Source organism: Paenisporosarcina indica, assembly GCF_001939075.1.
GTDB lineage: Bacteria > Bacillota > Bacilli > Bacillales_A > Planococcaceae > Paenisporosarcina > Paenisporosarcina indica.
The window spans coordinates 89297-114147 of the sequence record NZ_MPTA01000003.1; the positions used below are offsets into that span (position 1 = coordinate 89297).

Here is a 24851-nt window from a genome sequence, read left to right on the forward strand (position 1 = left end):
ATGAGAGACTGACTTAACCTCGGTCTCTTTTATCCAATTTGGAGGTCATTGAATGTGTTCATTACTAATCAAAAATGCACGTCTTGAAACAGGCTTTATTTTTGAAAATACACGTATTGTTGGTACAGAGACAAGCATATATGATGTATTAATCAAAGACGGAATAATTGTAGAAATAGAAAAGAACATACCGCAATCTAGTTATGAAGTATTAGACGCTGATGGGAAATTATTAATGCCTTCTTTTAGAGAAATGCATATTCATGTTGATAAAACCTATTTCAGTGGTCCATGGAAAGCATGTAAACCGATTACGAACGGGATTCTCACAAGAATCGAAGAGGAACAGGTACTTCTTCCCAATCAACTTCCCTATGCTCAAGATCGTGCAGAAAATATGATTCAATGGTTAATCTCACAAGGTCATACGCATATTCGTTCACATTGTAATGTTGATCCACAAATTGGTACTCAACATATTGAACTTACAAAGGCAGCATTCAAAAAGTTTGAGGAACAGGTTACATATGACATCGTTGCATTCCCTCAACATGGTTTATTACGATCAAAAGTAGAGCCTTTAATTCGAGAAGCGATGAGAATGGGCGCAACATTAGTTGGAGGCGTTGACCCTTCAGTAATTGATCGTGATATCGATCGTTCTTTAAACTTAACAATGGATATCGCGGTTGAGTCCGGAAAAGGAATCGATATTCATATTCATGATCCTAACTCATTGGGTGCATTTGAATTTTATAAACTTGCCGAGTTAACCAATCAAGCAAATAAACAAGGCCAGGTCACAATAAGCCATGCTATCGCGTTAGGCGATTTATATGGGAAAGAATTAGAAGAAATGGTATCGGCACTGGCTGAAGCCAAAATCGATGTTACGACAACTGTGCCAATCAATCGTCCAACCATCCCAATCCCTTACTTGCATGAAAACGGGGTTTCAGTTTCTATTGGCCATGATAGTTTGACCGATCACTGGTCACCTTTTGGAACTGGTGATACCATCGAAAAACTCAGTCTATTAGCTCAAAGATTTAAATATATTGATGAGTATTCATTAAATCGTTGTTGGAAGTACGCGTCTGGAGGGATCATGCCTCTTAGTGATAAGGGGGAAGTCATGTGGCCACAAAAGGGGGATCTCGCGAATGTCCTTTTACTTGATGCAGAATGCTCAGCTCATGCAATTGCACGAAGACGCCCTATTACACATGTAGTATCGCAAGGGAATGTAGTGTTTCATAATGGTGAATCTCTTAAGAAGGAGGTTTTAAAATGAGTAAAATTAAGTGGCTATCCAATGTTAAGCTAGAAACCGGAGAAAAATTATTAGAAAATGGGACAGTCGAAACTGAAACTGCGATCTTTCACCTGAAAATTGAAAATGGAAAAATCGTTGAACAGCTAGATGTCAAAGAACCCATTCCAGCTGGACAAGAAGTAATTAACATGAAACAAAAACTTGCCCTTCCTACGTTTAAAGAAATGCATAACCATCTTGATAAAACGTATATGACGCTGGATTGGAAAGCCTGCACACCTGTAGCAAATTTAAAAGAACGATTAACTTTTGAAGCTGCCGAGTTAACTTTATTATCAGATACAACTCAACAAAGAGCTACAAAAATGATAGAGACTCTTCTTGAAAATGGATCTACTCATATTCGTACACATGTTAACATTGATCCTTATATTGGTTTAAAGAACTTAGAAGGTGTAATTGCAGCACTTGATAATTTTAAAGGTAAAGTGACCGCTGATATCATCGCCTTTCCACAACACGGGCTTTTACGCGAATCCGTTCCAACCTTAATGCGTGAAGCTATGAGAAGTGGTGCTACAATGGTTGGTGGTTTAGATCCTGCAGGTATTGATAACGCAATTGAAAAATCACTTTATGAAATCATGGACATTGCAAATGAATTTAATGCGGATGTCGACATTCATCTTCATGACGGTGGGTTTGTTGGATACTATACAACCGATAAATGGATTGACATTGTAAAAGATGCAAAATACCAAGGGCGTTCAGCTTTAAGTCACTCTTTTTGTCTAGGTGATATTCCGGTTGCCCAGCAAAAATTAGTCGCAAGCCGTCTTGCAGAAGAAGATGTGGCCATCATGTCTACCATTCCAATAAATCTTGGTAGAGTCATACCACCAATCGATTTATTAGATGACCATGGGGTGAAAGTACATTTTGGTTGTGATGGCTTTTATGATTCGTGGAGCCCTTATGGAACGGGTGATGTATTAGAAAAAGCTTCTCGTTTCTGTGAACTTACACGTAAAATCGACGAAAAATCGCTAAGAAATTCGCTTAAATGGGTCACAGGCGGGATTGTTCCTCTAAATGCTGATGGTCATAAAGTTTGGCCAAATATCCAAGATGAGGCAAGTTTCGTATTTTTTGAAGCAGCTTCTTCCGCGGAAGTTATTGCAAGAAAACCAAGTGACCGATTAGTTATGATACATGGTGAATTGGTATAACGTCACCGAAATATGAGGCAAATAAAAAGAGAAAGAAGTCCCCTCTTTCTCTTTTTATTATGCACCGAAAATGAAAGGCTGGAATTAAATGAATAGAAATTGGATTACATACTTGATTCTTTTATTTTGCGTAGTTGCATGGGGTAGTAATTTTGTTTTCGGCTCGATTTTGGTCAATAAGTTTGATCCCAGCTTAATCGCATTTTTCCGGTTAATTTTTATTCTGATTTTCCTTATTTTTATGACATTCCGAACTGTAAAAGAATCCAAGCTTAACATGCACCATTGGTTATGGTTAGCCGTTGCAGGTTTTATCGGTATATCTATAAACCAATGGAGTTTTTATGCCAGCCTTCAATATACTGAACCCGTCTCTGCTGCCTTAATCCTCGCCTTATCACCAATTGTCACAGCTTTACTTTCAACATATTGGTTTCAAGAAAAGAAAAGCTTTCATTTTTGGTCGGGCTCTTTCGTCGCTTTGCTGGGAGTTTGGTTAGTCATCACAAAAGGTTCACTACTAGTGCCAAGTATAGGAAAAGGTGAACTATTAATCGGTTTAACAATGCTTTCATTTTCAATATTCCTAGTCTTTGTTCAACAATTATCTAAATCAATTCATCCTGCTACAATCACTTGGTATAGTAATGTTTTTGGATTAGTTGGCTTGCTACCTTTTATACCTTGGAGGAATACTTATCTTGTATGGGATATTCCCTATTCTTATTGGTTACTCCTTATCCTAACAGCCATCATCATGCATGGTTTATGTACTTATTTGTGGAATAATTCTATATATAAAGTTGGGGCTACTAAAGCAGCTTTATTATTAAATCTCGAACCTTTTATAGCTATGGTTTTCGCTTTGGTGATACTAGGGCATGGAATTAAAACCTTACAATTGATTGGGGCACTGATCATTGTTGTAGGAATTACACTGTCATTTCGGACGCAATCCATGGCAAGTAGATAAAATGAAGCATAATTAACTTAAGTGCCCTGTGGGATACATAAGTCCTGAAATAAAAGAGGTGGAGGAAAACGAATCGTTTTTCTCCACCTCTTTTTGGTTTTCTTTGGTTGGTAATCAAAAGAAAACCAGTACATTTAACAACTGATTTTTCGGTTATAGACTTAAATTAAATCATCTACCGTACAGCCAAAAATAAAAAATAGCAAGATAGACTTTACGCTCATCGGTAGAAATATGAGGGCCAAGTTTAATATGTGTATTAGTTGAAATGGCTTGAAACGCTGGATGCAATGCGTATGGGAATATTCCAAAACGATAAGATGCGGTTAGTAGGGAGTCCTCATCATGAATATCAATATCCCCAGTCATATTTTTAGATTCGATTTTCCTCGGAAGTTTTAGATTACCGAGATATAAAATACCTTTATTTTTGAATGTGCTAGTTCTCCATGGCTGGATGTACTCACCAATTATTACATCTTGTTCATTCGTGACTGTCACTCGAAATTGTTTCCATTCATTTTTCATGGTAAATGAAAAAACCTTAGAACGATTAAGCGACATCACATCGTAAGTAATCGGTATGATAAGACCCGATGATACAAGAGAGAAGACTGTCAAATACCTTGAAATCGGTTTTTGCTTTGTTGGTTCCACCACAAACAATTGCTCACCTTCGTGTGAAACTAGATACAAGCGAGAATGAAAAGAAATATCTGTTTGAAAGTTGAATTCATTTACGGAGAAATCATGAGTTTCGGTATTTGTCATGGTTTCTGAAAGTTTTCGACTTGCCTTTTTGAAATAGGTTGAACTTCCAAAAGAAATAAAACCTACTAATAGTACATTTATTAGCGGTTGGAGATCAGAAAAAAATTTAATATAGGTTAAAAATGCAATCAATGGGACTGCAATACTTGCAAGAATTCCTGCTCGAAAAGAATAAGTAGAATATCTGGCATATAAATTCTTCACTTCACTCACCCCCTTACCACTGAATTACGCTTATTTTTAAAATAAGTTTCAACTATCGACTTGGAGCTGTGACGAAGACTTGGAATTAATTAAAGTAGCAAGTAAAACACATGCAACTAAAAACATTAGGATGGATCCACCCATAACTACTATCTTTATTGAAAATAACTGTGCAGCAAATCCAAATAAAAGAACAGCAGACAATTGAATCGAACTAGATACCATCCCATATAAACTCGAGATTCTCCCCATAATATCGACAGGAATAGTTGATTGGATAAATGTCATGAACCCAGTATTGGCAAAGGAAAGAAAACACGAGAGGATGAAACATCCAATACCGGCAACTAGATAGGTTGTCGATACACTGTAAATGACATAACCGACTGCGACAAAGAGAGAACCAATTGCCATTAATTGTTTTGCTGAAGTGAATCTAATTAGCATGTTTGTACATACTGCACCCATTAAAAATCCGATTCCTGCCACACTAACCAACGAACCATACGCTGAGTCGGATAAGGTAAGGACTTCCTTCGCAAACGCTACTTCCATTGAGTCAAGAGCAGCTGTTAGCAACATAACTCCTTGAAAACCCATATATACAAGCACAAAAGGCATCGCCTGCCTACTAAAAGCCCAAACTATGTTCCAATCATTTTTGATATCATGTAAAGTTATGCCTGTTTTCTCAGTAGTGCTGACAGTTAATTGAGTTGGAAGAAAGAGTGTTAATCCACCTGAGATCACAAACGTTCCAACATTCACAAATAAAGCCATTTCAAGTGACCCTAACATAAACAACAAACCCGCCACTGCTGGTCCCAATACAAATGCTCCCGAATGTACAAAACTTAGTAAAGCATTGAATCTTTTACGGTCATGTTTTGGCAACAGCAATGTCATGTATTTAAAAGATGCAGGCTCAAACATCGCCCCAGCCATTTGAATGATCATGACAACTGAATAGATAAGAAAGATGGACTCCATAAAAGGAAGCATCAGGATGAAAGCTGCTCTTAATAAATCCAAACTAATCATCAAATGCTTAGTTGAAGCCCGGTCAATCAAACTGCCTGCCCATACCCCCACTAACATATGGGCAACGGGTTTAATCATATAGAGTCCCGCTACAGCCAAAGCTGACCCTGTCATTTCAAGAACCATTAAATTAATCGCTAATAAATATATCCATCCTCCGATATTGGCAATACCGACTGCACTCAAATAAAGGACCGGAAACTTCCATTTCAACTTGTTCATACGTTTAACCTCCGACATGTTTTATTGAAACAAATAAAAAAATCCCACCTCCAAGACAATTGTCTTGGGGACGAGATTAACATGTCGTGGTACCACCCCAGTTTGTTCTGATGTCACCATCAGCACCTTTTCAAGTACGGCATAAATTTCATGCTTATACTATAGCTCGATAACAGGAGCACCTGTCACACAATCCCCCTTCAGGTAATTTCCCTTTTAAGGTTCCCATGTGAAGCTCAGAGACTTGTTTCAATAATCTTTTTCTTGCCCCTTTGCAGCTACCGGGACTCTCTGTTAAAGAAATCGGATTACTTACTCTTCTCTTCATCGCTAATGATTTTGGTTATCATACCATAAAGAAAATCTATATGTATATAACAAAATTTTAATTACTCAGTTATTTAAAATCGTAATTATATTCGTACGTACACACATCGAGCTATATTTCATTTTTCGAAGCACTAAACACATCCATTTAATAAATCAGTCTAACCACAATTTTTTTAATTGCTTCTTGCAACGGTTTCTGAATAGCTTCTTTTTCTAATAAAAAGTAAGAGGATTTCAAGAAATTCTTAAATGCTAGTTGAGTGTAGTATGGCTGAAGATCTCCTTTGTAAGATGCTTTCCTTTCAAGAAAGAATTGCTCGCTTTTTAATAACCAATCGATTATTAGTGATTCTGTGAGATGATGCTTTGTCAAAGTAACAAACGCACGAGCTATACGCTCCTCTTCATCATCCTTGTAGCCCTCGGCAATCGAGATTAACCGGAATATATTTTCGAGAACTTTTTTAGCATCTTCCTCAGTCGATAATGGGTGTTTTATTAATGAGTCTAACAAATCTGCTCCATGAGCAGCGGCGTGTGCCCACCCCTTATGCTCTACAAATCCTCTTAAATCTTGTTCTATTGCCATATATTCGTGTGCTTCATCCATTACTTTTCGTATGATCTTTGCATCGATTATTTGATTGGTAGCATCATTTTCTACTATTGCCGCAAAGAAAAGAGCCGTGAAAGAACGTGTGAAAACGGAATCTGTCATAGGTTTCTCAATATCTAGTGTTAGTAGTTGCTTATATAATAATAGATTTAGTACATATTCCAATTGCTGTTTGCTTAGACGATCTACTAATTTACAAAATGCACTATATATTAGCTGGTCCCTTAGTACTGGATCCGTTGAACCTATATTTTCAATCATGTCATTAAGAATGTCCTTTGTAATACTCTCTTCTTTGCCATTTAGAATATTTTTCAATGCACTTGTCAACTCTGTCATTTTCTTTTTCCCACTCCTCTTTGTTCTGTTAGTTAACTTATAAATTCACCCATTACAACACTTTTCTCTTCATTAACCAGGAAATTAATAAGAGCATTCCGCCAGACCCAAGAGACGCAGTCCAAGGAAATTCGAATGATGGTCCGAATTCGCGGATGAAATAATTAGCTGCCAAAATAATAGCAAAACTTCCTGCGCCATAAAGTCCAGCTTTTAACATATCCTTCTTCTCGCTGGATTTTTCATTAAATAAAGACTGATGAATTAAACCAAGAATCACTTTCACCCCAAAAGATACACTAAGTGCTATTAATCCTAAAATAATGATTGTCGGCAGGATATAAACCGTGTCACTTACATCTACAAATATTGAGAAAAGAAGCAATGTGAATCCACGGATAACCAAAAACCATCCCATCAAATTAAAGCTGAGTTGCCCTAAAAACTTCACCATATCCCGCTTTTCTTCTGTTGGCAATTGTTCGATGATTTCATCTGCATAGCCTTTAGGATCATCTCCAAAGATTTCCCGAGCACTTTTACCTTCATCTTGACCCTCAAGTAAATGATCTAACATTTCCATCAATACTTCTTCAGATTGCTGTTCAGATAAGCTCAATTTTGTTCGTATATACATCAATAACTTAGAGTAATACATCTCATTTTCTTCCGTGAGCAATTCTCTCTTCTGATTGTTCTGTTCAATTAATTCATTCGCTTTCATGTAGATCTTCCCCTTTCCATAAAAGTGCATTGATCGGAACCGACACTTGTTTCCATTCTTCTGAAATCACTTTCAACGCTTCCTCACCTGCTGTGGTCAACGAGTAGTATTTGCGATTGGGACCCGATTCAGATGGCTTCATCACCCCTCGAATCAGCCCATTTTTTTGTAATCGAAGTAATACTGGATATATGGTTCCTTCACTAACATCTGATAAGCCTACCTGTTGTAACTTTCGTGATAATTCGTAACCATAAACAAGCTCTTTTTCAATCACAGCCAGCACACATCCATCCAATATTCCTTTTAGTAACTGACTTCGTAATGACATAGAACCTCTCCATTTCTCAGTATTTTGTAAAACAAGGTAGCTATTTAAAAACTAACTACCTTGTTTTACAAAGTAGTTGTCATTAGTATATGTTTCTAAAGGTACTTTAGTCAACCAATAAAGTTCATAAAACACGAAAAAGAGCAGTGCCTTGAAAGACGAAATCATGTTTAAGTTGCCGCTCTTCTTATTCGTGTATATGTATCCGTAACCGACATTTCTCATATCTATTCCCCAATAGGTAACATCTCTAAAGGAAGGGCTTTCATTTATCAATCAATTTAAGTTCGATCAGAAGTCCGTTATAATGCAGAGGTCGATATTCATCTACTACATGCAACTTCCTCAGCAGTAGTCGTTGCTAGAAATTCGAATAGCCGTTTAGTTATGATTAATGGTGAATTATTAAAATGACATATGAATTTACTTTATAATAAAAAGAGAAAGTGACTCCCACTTTCTTCTTCTATTATCTCATCCATCTGAAAGGCAGGAATTTTATACTTGATGAATAAACAGTGGTTCACATACTTAATCCTTTTATTTTGTGTAGTTGCTTGGGGAAGCAATTTTGTTTTCGGCTCAATTTTGGTTCGTGTATTCGATCCAAGCATAATCGCATTTTTCAGGCTAATTTTTATACTTATATTCCTATTTTTCATGACATTTCGAACCGTTTATCGTACGAAGTTAAATATACACAACTTTATATGGTTAGCGATTGCAGGTTTTATCGGAATATCGTTGAACCAATGGAGCTTTTATGCAAGCCTTCAATTCACCGAACCGGTAACAGCTGCATTAATCCTTGCTTTGTCACCGATAGTCACTGCCCTAATTTCTTCTTATTGGTTTAAAGAGAGGAAAACTTTTCAATTTTGGGTTGGATCATTCGTCGCTCTGTTAGGTGTTTGGTTAGTAATCACAAAAGGGTCATTACTTGTACCTAGTGTAGGAAAAGGTGAGCTATTAATCGGTTTAACAATGCTATCATTTTCAGTTTTCCTCGTCTTTGTACAACATTTATCCAAATCGATTCATCCTGCAACCATCACTTGGTATAGTAATGTTTTCGGACTGATCGGCATACTTCCATTCGTACCGTGGAAAAATACTCATCTTGTATTGTCCGTTCCATTTTCTTATTGGATGTTACTTATTCTTACAGCAATCATTATGCATGGGTTATGTACTTACTTGTGGAATCATTCCATTTATAAAGTCGGTGCTACAAAAGCTGCACTTCTGTTGAATTTGGAACCATTCATAGCTATGGTTTTCGCTCTCCCTATATTGGGGCATAGTATTCAAACCCTTCAATTAGTCGGAGCATTAGTAATTGTTATAGGTGTTTCCATATCACTACGAACAAAAACAAAGAATTTAGTCGGTGACAGATGAGAGTTTTTCTTTATGTGATTTCTTCCATAAGAAAAGCCTGGCAAAATGTCGCAAGTCTCTCATTGTAATTGAAAACTGATAATGATCACTTTTACATCCAGGTTCTCAGGTCTCTATAGATGGCTGATTGCTGCAACATGCCTTAAAGAGCTTTTATCATACACTGACACATATAGCATTCCAGATGCTTTGGACGCTTTACTTCTACACCATGGTTATGCCCTTTTAAGTGTCTAGTAACTCTTCAAAATAGAAAAAAACACCTTCGGAATCAACACTTAGCTTAAGTGAAGATTTTTGAAGGTGTTTTTTATTTCCTATAACCTAGGATCTACAGGGTCAGATTCCATTGCCAGTGTTGCAAGTACACATTCATGGACTCTTTCAATCGATTCTTCATTGACATACCTATTGATCCCTTCAACTCCGAGTGCAAATTCTTTAAGTGCCAATTTTTGTTTTTTACCTGTATTTCTATTTTTAAGTCTCTCAAGGTTTTTCGGCAGCAAGTAGTCCATCCCATAAATAATGTTCAGGTACTTCCTTCCTCTAACCTTAATTGCAGGTTGCAACAACTTGCCCCTATTCCTGGCAATATAAAATTCAGGTTTGATGACAATGCCTTCATGACCTTCACTTGTTATGTCCTGCCACCATTTAATAACTTCATTTTCGCTTGTTTCGCCCTTGATGATTTTGAATTCTGTCTCGACAAACAGACTTGATTGACTTGCAAACTGACGGTTCATTTCCATATGCCATGTATGCGGTTGATCAAAGAATGTTTGATTGCTATGAGCCAGTACATGGAATGGTGCAATTTGAATGGAATTCACGTCTTCAATTTCCCAACAATATTTTTGGAACACTTCTTTGAATGTATGTGCGTTTTTCAGCTTTTGATTATATTCTTCTAACCAAGCCTTCAATTCTTCATTACCACCATTAGCTGACTTAATTTTCTCCTTCAGCTTGGTTCGATCAAGTATTGCATTCTCTGATACGTGTGCATATTGGCTACTGATTAATTCTTTTGCTTTCAGATTCCAAGGCATGATTTCAGCATCCAGGAGCACATAGTCCGTTTCGTATTGTTTAAAATAGGCGTGATCATGCAACTCTTGATTGATTTTCAACATTAATTTTTTCTCAGTGTTTGGTTCAAAGAATCGTCTTCCTGTTCTTGTATAAATAACTCCTAGTGATTCAATCCCAGTATGCTTTTTAGAGGCTTCTTGATCTTTAAACAGCAAAAGAACGGCTCGACTACCCATATGTTTCTTTTCAGCAATCATAGTCTGGACCCCATTTTTTCTGTAGTAATCCATGGCTTCCTTTGGATGTTCTAAGTAATCATCTAAAGAAGATGGAGTAGGAGTTGGGCTCATGGTTGGCGGGATATAGATTAATTGTTCAATAGGAATCGTGAAATGTGATACTGTATCAATCGCAGGTTTTACGGTATCTTGATGAATTTTAACTTCTCCCAAATCTTCCGTAAGTACTGAATATCCATTAATGAATTTGCCGATATTCGGCATATTCAAACGGTTCATCTTCCACTCTACCAACGGATTGTCGTCCGCTCCCGAGTAATCTTGTTTTGCTTGAACCGAGATGAATTCTCCTTCTGGATAGCGGTAAGCAGTCAGTGCTCCACCAAAGACAACTCCTTGATCGATGTTAATCGTATTATTAATTAGCAATGGGCGTGGCTTTGGGTCGTGTCCCCATACAATAAGTGAACTCTTATTGTGTGAGATCGACCAATCTTTCCGGACCGGCTTTCCTTTCTCATCAAATCCATCGGTATCGCCGTAACGGCAAAAATCGCGAATGGCTTGCGATTGTTTTCCGATATATTCGTCTTTGATTCCTGCATGTGCACAAACTAAGGTTTGTACTCCATTCTTTGTAAATACATAGTGAGCAGGTGCATGTAGGAGAAAATCTCGTAAAGCTCGTCTCGTTTCCTGTGCTTTTTCACTTCCAACTTGTAATTCGTATTCTTTGAATTCTTCTTCTACTTTTTCATCCCCGTGGTGGAGTGTAACGTCTCTTCCATCCAACCATCTGGCAATTTTCCAGCCGTGATTGCTGTCAATCATGTAGGCTAGATTTTGTTGTACATGTTCGTAGTAAAAGAGCATCGTTTTAAGTGATTGAGGTCCTCTACTCATGACGTCTCCAATGGAAACAAACTTACGTCCATCAGGATGGAGATAGAGTCCTTCGTGATTTTTTTGATAGCCTAACTTTTCAAGTAAAAGAATCATTTCCTCGTAACAGCCATGAATATCTCCAATTATGTCAATCCCGTGTTGAACATCCTTTTCAATAGGGTTTGCCTGTCTTACGAACTCTAGGTCTTGTGTTTCCTTAATGGTATAAACGGAATCGTATCCTTCTTTTTTCAGGTAACGTTTTTCTCGTTTAAAAGTCTGGTATTGCTGTTTAATTCGTTTCTTCCCTCTAGGATTGTCTCTTTGTTCATCCCTTGTCAGCAGCTCTTCTTCAGGGGTATCAAGAACGAGGGATAGGATGGGTACATTATTTTCCCTTGCGATTGACAGGTATCTCTTACGATCATCTGGATGGAGGTGAGTTGCATCTACAAACGTGCATTTATTTAAACGACATCTAGCATTAATGACAGAATCCATCATAGCGAAAGCTTCTTTCGAAATCTCATGATATTCGTCCATTAATGTGTCAGCTTCATCCTTAGGTCTACCATCCCAGTCCATAAATTCAATATCGCTGACCAAGACGCGAAATTCATCTGAACTGATGACCTCGGATTCTTGGATTTCTTTCTTATCTATCATATTTTTTAACATGGTAGATTTCCCACTATTAGAAGGGCCAACCAACAAGATAATTCCTGCGTATGGTATTCTGATTTGCATCGTTAATTCACCTTCCTTTTGAACACACACATTTGTGTTGGGAAACCTTGTGTTTCATGCTCTTCACCAATCCCATCAAAATGAAGGTCATATGATTCGCGGAGATTTCGCTCATTACACCACTGATAAAATTCCGCTCTCGTCCACTCGAAACGATGATCATTGTGCCGGAAATGATCGTCCATATCATATACCATGTTATATTCACGGTTTGGCGTTGTAATGATTAGTGCACCCGGCTGATAATCATGCAAAATTGTATCTAGTACTTTGGGTAGTCTGTACTCATCGATATGCTCGATCACCTCACATAAAATCATGACATCCTTGCCCTTTAATCTTTCATCGTAGTAAAAAAGAGAACCCCAAAGTGTTTCAGGAACTACAAAACCTTCTTTATTCGTCACTTTTTCGAATCGGCGTAATGCTTTGAGAGTGGCAGATTCTGATGGCTCTACCGCCAAAATTTCTTTTACTCCAGTCACAAAACCAAGGCGTACTGAAAGCTTTCCTTCACCTGATCCAAAATCTACGATGCTTTTTGGCTTCATAAGGCTGACAGTTTCAACGATTCTTTCGTAACGAAGATCATTGAGTCGAATTTTCTCACTTGGTTCTTCGATTTTCTCCTCTAAATTCGTGTTCTCGACTTGACTATAAACTTCTTTAAACCTAAGTGCCTGGCGGTAGATCATGTCTCGCATTGGATGCGCTTCAAGCCAGCCTTCCCCATAGCGCTCCAGTTTTTCAATTTCTTTTTCGTCAATGAAATAATGCTTGTAGTTATCGATGACCGGAATTAAGATAAATAGCTGTCTTAATCCATCTTGTAGCGTTTTCGTTCCTTTTAGGGAAATATAACTTACTGAGCTTTTCTCTTTCATTTGAAAAGAATAGTCAATTTCCGGACGGGTAATCGTCACTTGATAACCTATCGGCTCAAACAACTCATTTAAAACCTCATCAGAAATGGTTGAAACTACTGGACCAAATTCAAACTCGAATGGGAAAAGATGATTGACCCAATCTATATATTCTTCCTTGGGCTGTCCGTTTAATGCCGTTCCCAATGCAGAACGAATAAACGAACAAAAAATACTACTAACAGCAAATTCCCGATCATTTATGTAATGGGTAATGTCATAGGAATTTGAGCTACTCTTGATCAATTCTATTGGATCCGGTGTAACAAAGATGGTCACTTCTAGCTCTGTTTCTGTAAACTTGCTATAGAATAGGCGCACTAAATGGCCTTTGTGATTCCTCTCATATACATTATCAGGGTTCTTTGATAGCAAATAAGAAATGGCTTTCACATTTTCACCAGTGGCTTTTATCGTTAATTGCATAGTAAACACTCCTTTCGCACATTCTATCCATTAATCTTTTAGTTTAATATAGCATAATACATTGTCGACAAACCCTCGGATATTAACTAGAATTACTTCCAATTTTCCAACAACTTTTAGATGAAGAAGTGGCTCTCAAGTTTTTTTGCACAAAAAAAGAGCCGAAATGAATTCGGCTCTTTCTCGAAATTATTTTAGCAGTTCAAGTTTGTCCAATGCACGGTAAAGCATTACTGCTGCTTCAGCACGTGTTGCATTGTTCTTAGGATTGAACTGACCTTCATTCCCTAGAATTACACCAAGTGCAGTTGCTTTGTAGACGGATTCAATGGCAAATGCACCAATTGAACCATGGTCCTTAAAGTTAGCTGGTGTTTCAAGGTTGTCAAGTTTTGCTTTGTTTTGATATTCAACTGCTCGTACGACCATTGCCGCAATCTCTTCTCGTTTGATTGGAGCGTCCGGATTGAATGAACCATTCGTTGTTCCGTTAACGATTCCTGCTTTAGCAGCAGCTTCAATGGCAGCGAATGCCCACTTCTTGCTTGTGTTGACGTCATTAAACGTGCCTTCATAAGCATTTAATGGAAGGTTTAGTGCACGAGCAAGCAATACAGCGAACTCGGCCCGTGTAATTTGTGCGTTTGGTGCAAAGTTAGTTTCAGTTTTCCCTTGGATAATTCCTTTCGCTGCAAGAATATTAATCTCTTTTTTAGCGAAAATATTTGTAATATCCGAGAATACTGGTGGTGTTACTGGTTTAGGGTCCACTGGTTTTGGATCTACTGGTGGATTAACGATAACAGGATCTGCCACTGACACATTGACAGTCACATTTTTACCACCATAAGAAACGGTAACTGTTGTTGTACCTTTTGCTTTAGCAGTTACTAATCCTTTAGCAACTGTTGCAACTTTATCATTTGCTACTACATACGTAGCTTCTTTAGTTACATCTTTTTCAGTAGCTTCACTATCTTGAGGTGTTGTTACTTGTTTAACCGTAATTTGAGAATTTGATCCAGTTGTTATATTAAGGTTTGTTTTGTCTACAGTTAATGTTACAACTGGTTCTGGTACTACTACTTCGTCTGTAACAGTTACTTCAACCGTTACTTCATTTTCACCGTAAGAAACAGTGATTGTTGTAGAACCTTCAGCTACAGCTGTTACTACACCTTTAGTAACTGTTACAATTTCTTCATCCGCAACTGTATATGTTGCTTCATCAGTTACGTCTTCCGTTGTTGCTTTACCTTCAACAGTTGTTGTTTGTGTAACTGTAAGAGTTGCAGTATCGCCTGTATTCAAATCAAGTTCTGATTGGTCTACAGAAAGTGTTACTTCAACTTCAGGTGCCGCAACTGTTGTAACTATATTTGTTTCAACAGCCGTGTTGCCTGCGATATCTTGTACAATTACATACACTTTATACGATTTACCTTTTTCAAGGTTTGTTAAGTTGACTGAGTAAGTGCCATCCGCATTGATAGTGAATGTACCTTCATCAACTGTTGTGTCATTGTTTTGTACTACATATGAACCTTTTAGATAGTTGTTAATATCGAAGTTTGTAACCCCGTAGTCGGCAACTAATGCAGATTTAAATTCAAAGAATTGGTCTTCTACTGTACCGTCCAATGTAAACTCAGTACCATCAACCTCAGTTGCATCTTCACCAGTGATTACTGGGTCAGTTGATTTAACAAAGATCGGTTCTAGTAAACTAATCATATCTTCAGAATCGGTAGCAGAATATAGTTCCATGCCATATACGCCGTCATTTAATTCACCGGCATCATCATCAGTTGTTGTGTACGAACCGTCAAATGTACCAGTTCCAATTTTTGGTTTTGCGGAATCCCAATGGATAACTCCAATGTCGCCATACTCGTCCGGTATGCCAGAGAATTCTGCTGGATCCTTAACGAAGACGCCTACGCCCCATTTTGGTTGTTGTTTGAATTCAAATGAGAATCCTGTTGAATCCATTACACCGTCTCCATTAGGAGAGATTGCAATGCTATCAAATCCGAATGATTTTACGAATGGATTTGAGTTGCCAATCGGTTTAGATGGAATCGGAGTTATAGGTGTTACTTCGATTGGTAACTCTGGTTTAACCACTTCAGTACCGAAGATTACTTTTTCTCCAACATTCCCAGCTGCATCTTCAATGATGACTTTTACTGAGTCTGTTTCCACATTCAATTCTGATACAGGGAATGCAAATGTTCCATCTTGTTCTAAATCAAATGATACAGGTTGTCCTGCTACACCATTTTTAGTTACTACATATGAAGCAAATAGTTTGTCATTTAAATCAAAATCCAGATCATACCACCATAACTCTTCATTGTAGACTAAATATTTATCTGTTACTTTACCTGTTACTTGCCCGCTTGCAACAGAACCAGAAATTACAGGTTTTGTTGTTTTAACAACAATCGGTCCAACATAATCACCGATGTTTTCTTCACCAACCCATCCTGTGAAGTCAACTGTATATAAACCATCAGGAATCGTTGTTTCAGGCTCATCGCTCCATGGTTGGTAAATACCATCAATCGGTAATCTGTAAGATCCTGCGGCAAGGGATTCACCTGCATGCAAATAACCGATATAACCGTCTTCAAACACTCCACCTTCAGGATTCATGATATCCCAAAGTTCGATGTAGTTGTCTGAAACATCACCAGTTAATGTGAATGTCAGTTCAGCTTCGTCATTTACCCCGTCACCATCAAACGAAAGATCAGTTTCAGTGATATTCATATTTGTAACTTCTGGTAGTGATTCTCCACCAAATTCTGCAGCGAATGGTAATGAAATTTCTGTTTCCCCACCAGTGATGTGGATATAACCAAGAAGTTCCGAACCAGCTGGTGCATCAGCTGCTGAAGCTGTCAAAGTCATGTTCAATATTTGCTCGCCATTCAAAGTGAATGTTGGTTTGTCCACCGTCACTTTTGCATCGCCGAACGATTTCGTAACATCAACTGTTACTTTGAAATTTCCTCCGTCGCCTTTAACATCTTTAACACGAATTTGTTTCGTTACCGAAAGGTTTTCTTCAAGTGATTGTGGACCGAATGTTACAGTCCCTTTCAAGTTTTCAACAACTGCTCCACTTGCATCACGAACTGCTTCGTCGATTGCATATGCAAGTGCATCAGGATGTGCCGCTGCGTAGGCATCAACTCGACCAGCACCTTGAGAGAAGACATCGTATTCTTCTGTATCAAGAACTTTGGCCGTGTTAGAAAGTGCCACTTTCACGTCGAACGCGTTCCATTCAGGGTTTGCCTGTAATACTAGAGCCGCGATTCCAGCGATGTGTGGTGTTGCCATTGATGTCCCAGTATAGCGATCGTATGCTTCATCATATGAAACATTTGGGAAATCCTCTTTATACATAGCGATTGATGACATAATGTTTGTACCAGGTGCTGTAACATCCGGTTTGATATCAAAGTTCGGAGTGGATGGTCCACGAGAACTTGATTCATTTACTTCGTCTCCAGTTGTTTTTACGGATTTAAAGTCACCGAATGAAATTGTCCCTGCTTTGCTTGCCAATGCTGCTCGGATTGCATCTCCGTCTGTTTGAGACACATCGAACGTCGGGATGAATGCAAATGAGTCACCAAGGAATGTCCCTGATTCTTTTGGAGCATTTGTGCCACCAGCAAAGTTGTGGATGAGCATCCCAACTGCACCTTTCTCTTTTGCAGCTGCAATTTTATCGACAAATGCGATTGCACCACGTGAAACGAGTACCACTTTTCCTTTAACGTTAAGGCCAGCATAGTCAGCTAGAGTACCATTTCCAGGAACTGCGACCAAGTCGAAATTACCTTGAAGTTGTGTTGCCACGTCTTTACCGAAAGTAGTTCCCATCAATTGTAATTGTTTAGAAAGATTGTAGCTTCCAACAGTTACATTGACTTGACCATTATGCATAGTTTCAGGGTTAGTCGAATTACCTACACCAATCCCTAAACGTGCACTTGCTGGTGTACCCAATGTTCCACGGTCAGGACCTGAGTTACCAGTAGCAAGAACTCCGATTGTTCCAGCCATCATCGCGTTATTGATTGCAAATGATCCGCTGTCCGTCTCAGTGTTCGTTCCACCGCCAAGTGATAGATTGATAATATCCATTTTTTGTACTACCGCTTCTTCGATTGCTGCAATGATACCTGATGTAGAACCACTACCGTATGCGCCAAGTACGCGGTATGCGTATAGGTCCACTTCAGGGGCAATGCCACTGATGCCGAATTCGTTAGCACCAATAGCAGCAATTGTACCTGCTACGTGAGTACCGTGAGATGTATAGAATGAACTGCCGTTCGAGTTAAATTCAGGTGATCCAACAGGACGTTCAGATGGCAATGTCTCAGAGACATCGTCTATAGCTCTTGCTCTAGTGTATGTTGCTGAGTTCGGGATAAAGTTTTTGCCGCCTTTGAAAATTCCAGCAAATTCCGGGTGGTGTTTATCAATCCCTGTATCAAGTACAGCGACCTTAATTCCACGCCCTTTATATCCTTCATTCCAAAGTCTTTCAATCCCTAAGAATGAAAGGCTTGTGTTCATCGCTGCTTCCAATTGGTCATCTTTTTTAATTAATTCAGATGATGTCGTTGTTGTAGTTGGTTTTGGGTCTTCCAATGCGTAAACGGTTGTATCTGGTTCAACAAGTGTCACGCCTTTAACTGTCAGAAGTTTTTTAAGGTCATCCCCTTTAACAGTTGCAGCAAAGCCGTTTAAAACTGTATGGAATGTAAACCCTTCTTTCATTGAAATGCCTTTTGTACTAATTTCTTTCTTCACGAATGTTTGTTGTGCTTTTACATCAGCTTCTACTTGAGCTGCTTGTGCACTAGTGAAAGTTTTTCCTGCCAATTCACTGATTCCTTGTTCAAGCGCTACGGGTTTTTTAGATAAATGAACGATAACATTCACTTCCTGTTTCCCTGATTGACCAAGTAGAGCTTCGTGTAACTGGGGTTTTCCTTCCAATACATTCAACTGTTCCGCGATAGCTGACTTCAATTGCATCGTACTTTCGCTTTGACCACTAGGCTTAAATGGTTTTTCTTGGCTCGTGTTTGCTGCAGATACCGAGAACGGTGTTAGTAGCGAAAGAACCATGACGAAAGCAAGAATACTACTGAAGTATTTCGTGAACTTACTTTTCTTCAAATCTCATTTCCCCTTTTTCCCTTTGATTTCACACTTGGATAAATAGTGTGGCATTACCAATTATACACAATACTAATATAAATATATAGAACCATCTGAATATTTAGTTTAAAAAGATAATTAACTATATTTATAACCTACACCCTTAAATAGAGTAATAATTGGTCCATTTTCCCTTTTTCTTATGATCTATTAACTATTCAATAGTGATAAGAGAACTGCTATTTTCATCATTTATTTATGAGGCGAAATGAAGATGGATTCTGGTGATTTCATCATTCTCAATATTTCTGGAGGCAATTTACAGTAAATACAACCAAATTTAGTCGATAATAATGTAATTAATCCTTATACACCATCATAATTAATGGGTCGAACGACAGTTGTTGAAAATTCATGCCAATCACATGGTCTCAGTCCACAATACCAAAATGAATTATCAATCGGCATACGAACTTGTATTGTAATTAGAAAAAAATGAAGCCACCTCCATCGTTATCTTGATTGGAGGTAACTTCATTTTCTATATGATTATCAGATTCGCTAACTACTCTTGTACCTACTTGGACATCATTTTTTTATGTAGCAATTCAAATACCTGTTTTATTTTTCTTTTGGAACCATTGCATACTGATCGCCTATACTTACTTCGTAATTGCATGCCAAGTTACTAGTTTCTCTTAAGTAGCTAGTTAATCCGATACCAGTCTCCTCATAAATTTCAACAAGTAAAGATTCCATTTCCTCTTTAGGTGCATGGAAATGAACGTGGAACATATTCGATACAGGCATTAATGGCATTGTTGAAACTCCATGACATGAATTGAAAAGTTCAGCAAGCTCTTTCGCTTCTTTGTAATACTGTCCCATTTTTTCTGATCTCAGATCAAAATAATAATCAGCACTAATAATATACGGATATAGACTGATTAGATCCCCACCGTGGCGCCTTTTCCATACTTTTGATTCCTTAGTAAACGCTTCGTCACCCGCAAGAATAGCTCCGGCAATTCCACCAATCCCTTTGTACACTGAAATATATACACTATCAAAAAGACTACAAATCTGGGAAGCCGATTTCTGATAATATGGCAGAATTTCAAGTAGCCTTGCACCATCTAAATGCAATTTAATTCCTTTATTACGACAATAACTAGAAATCTCTTCGAGCGTTTCGTAGTCTGGTAATTGACCACCAATTTCTCGTTGGGGCAATTCAAGTAATAAGCATGCTACTTCTTCCTCCATGCTCAAGACATCTTCTAGTTCAATCACTCGGTTTTTATCAGCCAGTAAAATCGTTTCAATCTGATGCAATTGCTTCAGTCCATCTTCCTCATGAATCTCTAAATGACTTAGTGGATGATAGGCTACTTTCCTTAAATCTTTTTGATCACACCAAATCCGTAATGCTATTTGTTGTGCCATCGTTCCACTTGGGAAAAATACGGCAGATTCTTTTCCTAAATACTCCGCCATTTTATCTTGAAAATCTTCAATTATTTTCCCTTTACCATACATATCACTATTTTGGTCCCCGTCATATGCCAGTAGTGCATCTTTTAGTATTTGAACATCTCGTTTTCCGTGTCCTGCTACCTGAAAATCAGTGTGTTTGTATGCTATCTCTAGATTTTTCTTTTCAACCATTGTATGTAACTCCAATCATTTTCTGAAAATACTTTCAATATAAATAATAGCATGTTTTATTCAAATTGCTCTAAATATAAAAACAAGGATTAATGGGACCACGGAAAAAGTGAACCATTATAGACTGGACTAAGTATTTCCTACCTCCGCGACAAGCCAGCTACCCCTTGAATGGCGACTTCGCTGGTATTGCCTAGCACAGTCTATACAAATAATAAACGAGCCTTTCCTCAATTTTATCAAGGAAAGGCTTGTTTATTTAAGAATGAAAGGACTTTTAGTCCCCATCTTTTTCCAATACTACTGTATGGTTATTTCTTTTTCCTTTTGTTCTTGTTTTTGGTACTGGGTTGATTTTTGTTTTTTGGTCTTTTAACTTCAACGATTTCAACTTCCGATCCAAACTCATTTCTTAGATTTGAACTTTGAATATTGTCATCGTTTCTGCCTTGCTCACTTGCTTTTTTAGCTGCATCCACATCAATTTCCGACCCAAACTCAGTCTGAAGATTTGAAGGTCGTCCATAATAGGTACTGTCTGTTTCAGTACGTTCAGGTTCCTTATCAAAAACTTGGTTTTTCATATACCGATGGAACATCAACTCTCCAATTGTGATAATGATTGCAGAAATAAAAGATGCAGTTCCTAGGGCAATTGGTCCTTCGAATAAAAATGAACCCATAAACCAGATTACGGCCATCGCCAGAATAAAATCCAATATTGCTGCAAAAACATTACCAACTCGGGGTAAAATGTAAACATCGGCTACATATGCTACTACTGTTAGTACAACACTTGTAAATAAAATATCAGTAAAGGATACCCCGTAAAACCATCCCAAAACAATCCACAAGACGGCCAAAACCATTATCCATTTAATTAAGAATGATTTCATATCAGCACTCAACTCCTTTCTTCATTTTTGAAATCGCACTTATCTTAACCATTATTATATTTTCTATCCGACTCTCTGGTACGCAACATCTATCCCCTAAAAATTTCATAATTAAAAAAAACCAAAAATTACAAGATATTGGCGGGTTCATTATACTAATACTTATTGTTGATTTTTCCGTTTGTCATCCACATGTTGCCCAATAATTTCTTCGTCTTCAAATATTTTATTTAATTCATTGAATGTCAAACCCGATCGTTCATTTTGGCTTATTACGTCATCAATACTGGTCCCAGCAATTGTATATAAATCTTGATCATTCCTACTTTTTTCCATAAGAAAAACACCACCAATCGTTTTTCATTATCTTTAGTCAAATCCGATTTATTATTCCTATCGCTTTCAAGATTCAGTTCAACATAAAAAAAGAGTCTGGAAATCACTTGATGATCTCCAGACTCACTTTTTTGGGGATAAGTTAAAGAAAGCTACAAATAATTAAGATAAAACGGAAAAGTGCATTTGCGGCAAGAGTAAATGTACGATAAATAACAGGCTAGACTACTAAGACATTTTAATTCCAGTCATTTCCAAGTGCACGACGAGTTACCTTTTTCCCATCATATGAATAGAGAATTGGCTTATTTTCAATAACCGTTTCCATATGCACGGGTCTTCCCCATAGTTGATACATATATGGGAGCACATGCTCCAAATAATGAGGATCCAATTCTGTTCCTTCATATTGATGGGTTACATACAGTTCACCATTTCGGGAATAATCCCCATTATCAACTACAATGTATGGAAAGCCTCCATTTACCCTCATAGAGACAAGTTGATCTCTAACATTTTCATAGTCTTTATCCGTCACTTGATAATTTCCATTCTTTTTCTCAAACAAATACAGATCTTCCTGCTTTACCAAATCTTTTGTTAAGTAATTCCGAATAAAGGATATGTCTGAATCCATTTCTCTAACTTCAAACATTTTTTCTTTGCCTGAATTTGGCTTCACCCCTAATTTTCGCATCTCTTCCGTCGGGTCATTGTATCTTCTTTCAATGTCTTCATAAATTTTCAATCCTAGATAATATGGATTGATGGATGTTTTAGATGGTTGAACAACATTTGCATTTAATGATGCAAACTCAATGGTTTCAGCAGTCGTTAATTCCAGTTCTCTTAAGATGCGTTGATGCCAATAAGAGGCCCATCCCTCGTTCATAATTTTGGTCTCTAACTGTGGCCAAAAATAAAGCATTTCCTCACGCATCATCGTTAATATGTCACGTTGCCAATCTTTTAATTCACGACTGTATTCTTCAATAAAAAGCAATAAATCTTTTTCGGGATTCGGAGGGAATTTTTTTCGCTTTGGTGTGCTGGTTGACTTGTTTTCAGTTTCCTTTTGATCTATATTCCATAAATCATCATAAGGTGTCACTCGAACAATTTTTGTCTTTTCACTTTCCTCATTTAAATCATACTCTGGTAATTTAGGTCTTAAAATTGATGGATCAATATGCTCTTGAATGGCTAAAACAGCATCAATAAAACGTTCTACTTCATCTTTGCCATGTAACATTTCATAATTTGAAATCCGTTCTGCAGTAGCAGTCATACTTTCCACCATATCTCGTCGTGTGTTCGAAAAGCGAACATTGTTTTTAAAAAAGTCACAATGGGCAAGTACATGTGCAATAATCAGCTTATTTTGGATCAGGCTATTCGTATCAAGCAAAAATGCATAACAAGGATTCGAGTTTATGACAAGCTCGTAGATTTGACTTAATCCAAAGTCATATTGCAGCTTCATTTTATGAAATTGTTTCCCAAAACTCCAGTGGGTAAATCGTGTTGGCATACCATACGCACCAAATGTATAAATAATATCAGCTGGACAAATTTCATAACGCATTGGAAAAAAATCAAGACCAAAGCCAGACGCAATCTCAGTTATTTCGTCAATTGCACGATGAAGCTTTCTTTCCATAAATTGATTCCTCTCCTAAGTTTTTTGAGTGATGGTTACCTGGTATCAATCCGATCAATCAGAAGAAGCTACTTCTTTTTGGAAAAAACTTTTCAATGCATGATAAACGTCTTTTTTATCTTTTAAAATATAATGGCGGAACTTTTGATTATCAATTTTTTTATAGGAAGACATTAATGTTGAGTAACGGCTGTGTTCATTCACTTCACCATATCCAAACATTCTGGATACGTCCATTAGATCATTAACAAGCTTGATACATCTCTCATTATCTCTCGGCATGTTTTCCCCATCTGAAAAATGAACTGGGTAAATATTGAAGCGAGCAGGATTGTATTTAGTTTCAATCAACTCTAGAGCTTTTTGATAGGCAGATGAACATATGGTTCCCCCGCTCTCCCCTTTTGAAAAAAAGTCTTCTTCGGTTACAACTTTTGCTTCTGTATGATGAGCAATAAATTCAATTTCTACTGTTTCATATTTGGTCCGCAAAAATTTCGTCATCCAGAAGAAGAAACTCCTAGCCATATATTTTTCAAAATTCCCCATGGATGCACTCGTATCCATCATCGCTAATACTACTGCTTTAGACTCCGGCTTTATCACTTCATTCCATGTTTTAAAGCGTAAGTCATCATTGTGAATGGGTGCGATTTCAGCTTTCCCTTTGATTGCATTTCGTTTAATAGCTGTTAATATTGTTTGTTTTTTGTCAATGTTTCCCATCAACCCAATTTTACGAATATCATTAAATTCAATTTTATCTGTGGATATTTCAGCTTGTTCTTTTTGTTCCAAATTGGGTAACTCCAATTGTTTGAAAAGAACTTCCTCTAGTTCGGCAATGGTTACCTCTGCCTCCGAATAATCTTCACCTGCTTTATCACCTGCTTCTTTCCCTTGCCCCGAAGCGGGTTGTTCATTACCAGGACCACGAGCAATCACATCTCCAACTTGACTATCACCATTCCCTTGCCCTACATGTTTAGATTTATCGTGGTTGTAGCGAATTTTGTATTCATCCAACGAACGAATGGGAATCTTTATAACATCTTTTCCATTGGACATAACGATGCTTTCCTCACTAATCAAATCAGGCAAATTATTTGTAATGGCTTCCTTTACTTTGTCCATATGACGTTGCTGATCTTGGTGCCCTTTCCGATGGAGGGACCAGTTTTCCTGTGAGATGACAAAACGATTGCTTTTTTCGTTCATAATCTTCCACACCTATCTAATTTTTTTATCATATGCGGTGACGAACAAGTTATTGCATGAAATGCGGAAAACGTCCTTTTAACGGAACCTATTGCTCTTTATCGCACATTTGCGATTGGCCACATGTTCAGCATGGGCCAACAAGCATGAAACCACATGCTTGAG

16 protein-coding genes, 1 pseudogene and 1 other annotated feature are annotated in these 24851 nt (G+C 37.7%); of the genes and pseudogenes, 4 read left to right on the forward strand and 13 right to left on the reverse strand.

The genetic code is table 11. The features are described from left to right. Positions 1-52: 52 nt before the first annotated feature. The 3 genes from GY23_RS09820 (at position 53) to GY23_RS09830 (ending at position 3478) form a co-directional block, all read left to right on the forward strand. On the forward strand, positions 53-1294 hold the full coding sequence (locus GY23_RS09820; protein ID WP_075619053.1) for an amidohydrolase family protein: 1242 nt from the start codon (positions 53-55) through the stop codon (positions 1292-1294). After that, positions 1291-2505, forward strand: coding sequence for an amidohydrolase (locus GY23_RS09825; RefSeq protein WP_075619054.1), 1215 nt, complete (start codon positions 1291-1293; stop codon positions 2503-2505). Before GY23_RS09820 ends, GY23_RS09825 begins: the two co-directional genes overlap by 4 nt. Positions 2506-2593: 88 nt before the next feature. Further along, positions 2594-3478: a DMT family transporter gene (locus tag GY23_RS09830; RefSeq protein WP_075619055.1), complete on the forward strand. Its 885-nt coding sequence runs from the start codon at positions 2594-2596 to the stop codon at positions 3476-3478. Between the two features lie 171 nt (positions 3479-3649). Here the strand turns inward: GY23_RS09830 and GY23_RS09835 are convergent, their stop codons facing one another. The 5 genes from GY23_RS09835 to GY23_RS09855 all read right to left on the reverse strand — a co-directional run bounded on the left by GY23_RS09835 (position 3650) and on the right by GY23_RS09855 (position 8056). Next, on the reverse strand, positions 3650-4453 hold the full coding sequence (locus GY23_RS09835; RefSeq protein WP_075619056.1) for a hypothetical protein: 804 nt from the start codon (positions 4451-4453) through the stop codon (positions 3650-3652). Between the two features lie 48 nt (positions 4454-4501). Further along, the gene (locus GY23_RS09840) at positions 4502-5716 is read right to left on the reverse strand and encodes an MFS transporter (RefSeq protein WP_075619057.1); all 1215 of its coding nucleotides are present in this window, start codon (positions 5714-5716) and stop codon (positions 4502-4504) included. Positions 5717-5779: 63 nt separating this feature from the next. After that, positions 5780-6053: a binding site (T-box leader), on the reverse strand. A gap of 138 nt (positions 6054-6191) precedes the next feature. Beyond that, positions 6192-7001 carry a DUF2785 domain-containing protein gene (locus GY23_RS09845; protein WP_075619058.1) on the reverse strand — a complete coding sequence of 270 codons (810 nt, stop codon included), beginning with the start codon at positions 6999-7001 and terminating at the stop codon, positions 6192-6194. Positions 7002-7053: 52 nt separating this feature from the next. After that, positions 7054-7725 carry a DUF1129 family protein gene (locus GY23_RS09850; RefSeq protein ID WP_075619059.1) on the reverse strand — a complete coding sequence of 224 codons (672 nt, stop codon included), beginning with the start codon at positions 7723-7725 and terminating at the stop codon, positions 7054-7056. Further along, a complete protein-coding gene (locus GY23_RS09855) occupies positions 7712-8056 on the reverse strand; it encodes a PadR family transcriptional regulator (RefSeq protein ID WP_075619060.1) in 345 nt (114 codons plus the stop codon). The genes GY23_RS09850 and GY23_RS09855 overlap by 14 nt, the downstream gene beginning before the upstream one ends. Before the next feature lie 507 nt (positions 8057-8563). Here GY23_RS09855 and GY23_RS09860 point away from each other — a divergent pair. Continuing rightward, positions 8564-9457: a DMT family transporter gene (locus tag GY23_RS09860; RefSeq protein WP_075619061.1), complete on the forward strand. Its 894-nt coding sequence runs from the start codon at positions 8564-8566 to the stop codon at positions 9455-9457. A gap of 317 nt (positions 9458-9774) precedes the next feature. On the opposite strand, the gene GY23_RS09865 is transcribed toward GY23_RS09860, so the two are convergent. The 8 genes and pseudogenes from GY23_RS09865 to yhbH form a co-directional block, all read right to left on the reverse strand. After that, positions 9775-12366: a polynucleotide kinase-phosphatase gene (locus tag GY23_RS09865; RefSeq protein WP_075619062.1), complete on the reverse strand. Its 2592-nt coding sequence runs from the start codon at positions 12364-12366 to the stop codon at positions 9775-9777. Positions 12367-12368: 2 nt separating this feature from the next. Further along, entirely contained in the window at positions 12369-13715 is a 1347-nt protein-coding gene (locus tag GY23_RS09870) for a 3' terminal RNA ribose 2'-O-methyltransferase Hen1 (protein WP_075619063.1), read from the reverse strand. A gap of 189 nt (positions 13716-13904) precedes the next feature. Beyond that, a complete protein-coding gene (locus tag GY23_RS18570; protein ID WP_084544098.1) occupies positions 13905-18926 on the reverse strand; it encodes a S8 family serine peptidase in 5022 nt (1673 codons plus the stop codon). 559 nt (positions 18927-19485) lie between these two features. Next, positions 19486-20576 (reverse strand): annotated as a pseudogene (locus tag GY23_RS09895) (threonine aldolase family protein). Between the two features lie 311 nt (positions 20577-20887). Then, positions 20888-21472 (reverse strand): YndM family protein, encoded by a 585-nt coding sequence (locus GY23_RS09900; RefSeq protein ID WP_075619064.1) that lies wholly within the window; start codon positions 21470-21472, stop codon positions 20888-20890. A 162-nt stretch (positions 21473-21634) separates the two neighbouring features. Then, on the reverse strand, positions 21635-21808 hold the full coding sequence (locus GY23_RS18265; protein ID WP_161487594.1) for a hypothetical protein: 174 nt from the start codon (positions 21806-21808) through the stop codon (positions 21635-21637). 238 nt (positions 21809-22046) lie between these two features. Then, positions 22047-23468: a SpoVR family protein gene (locus GY23_RS09905; RefSeq protein WP_075619065.1), complete on the reverse strand. Its 1422-nt coding sequence runs from the start codon at positions 23466-23468 to the stop codon at positions 22047-22049. Positions 23469-23522: 54 nt separating this feature from the next. Next, positions 23523-24686, reverse strand: coding sequence for a sporulation protein YhbH (gene yhbH / locus GY23_RS09910; RefSeq protein WP_075619066.1), 1164 nt, complete (start codon positions 24684-24686; stop codon positions 23523-23525). Between the last annotated feature and the right edge of the window lie 165 nt (positions 24687-24851).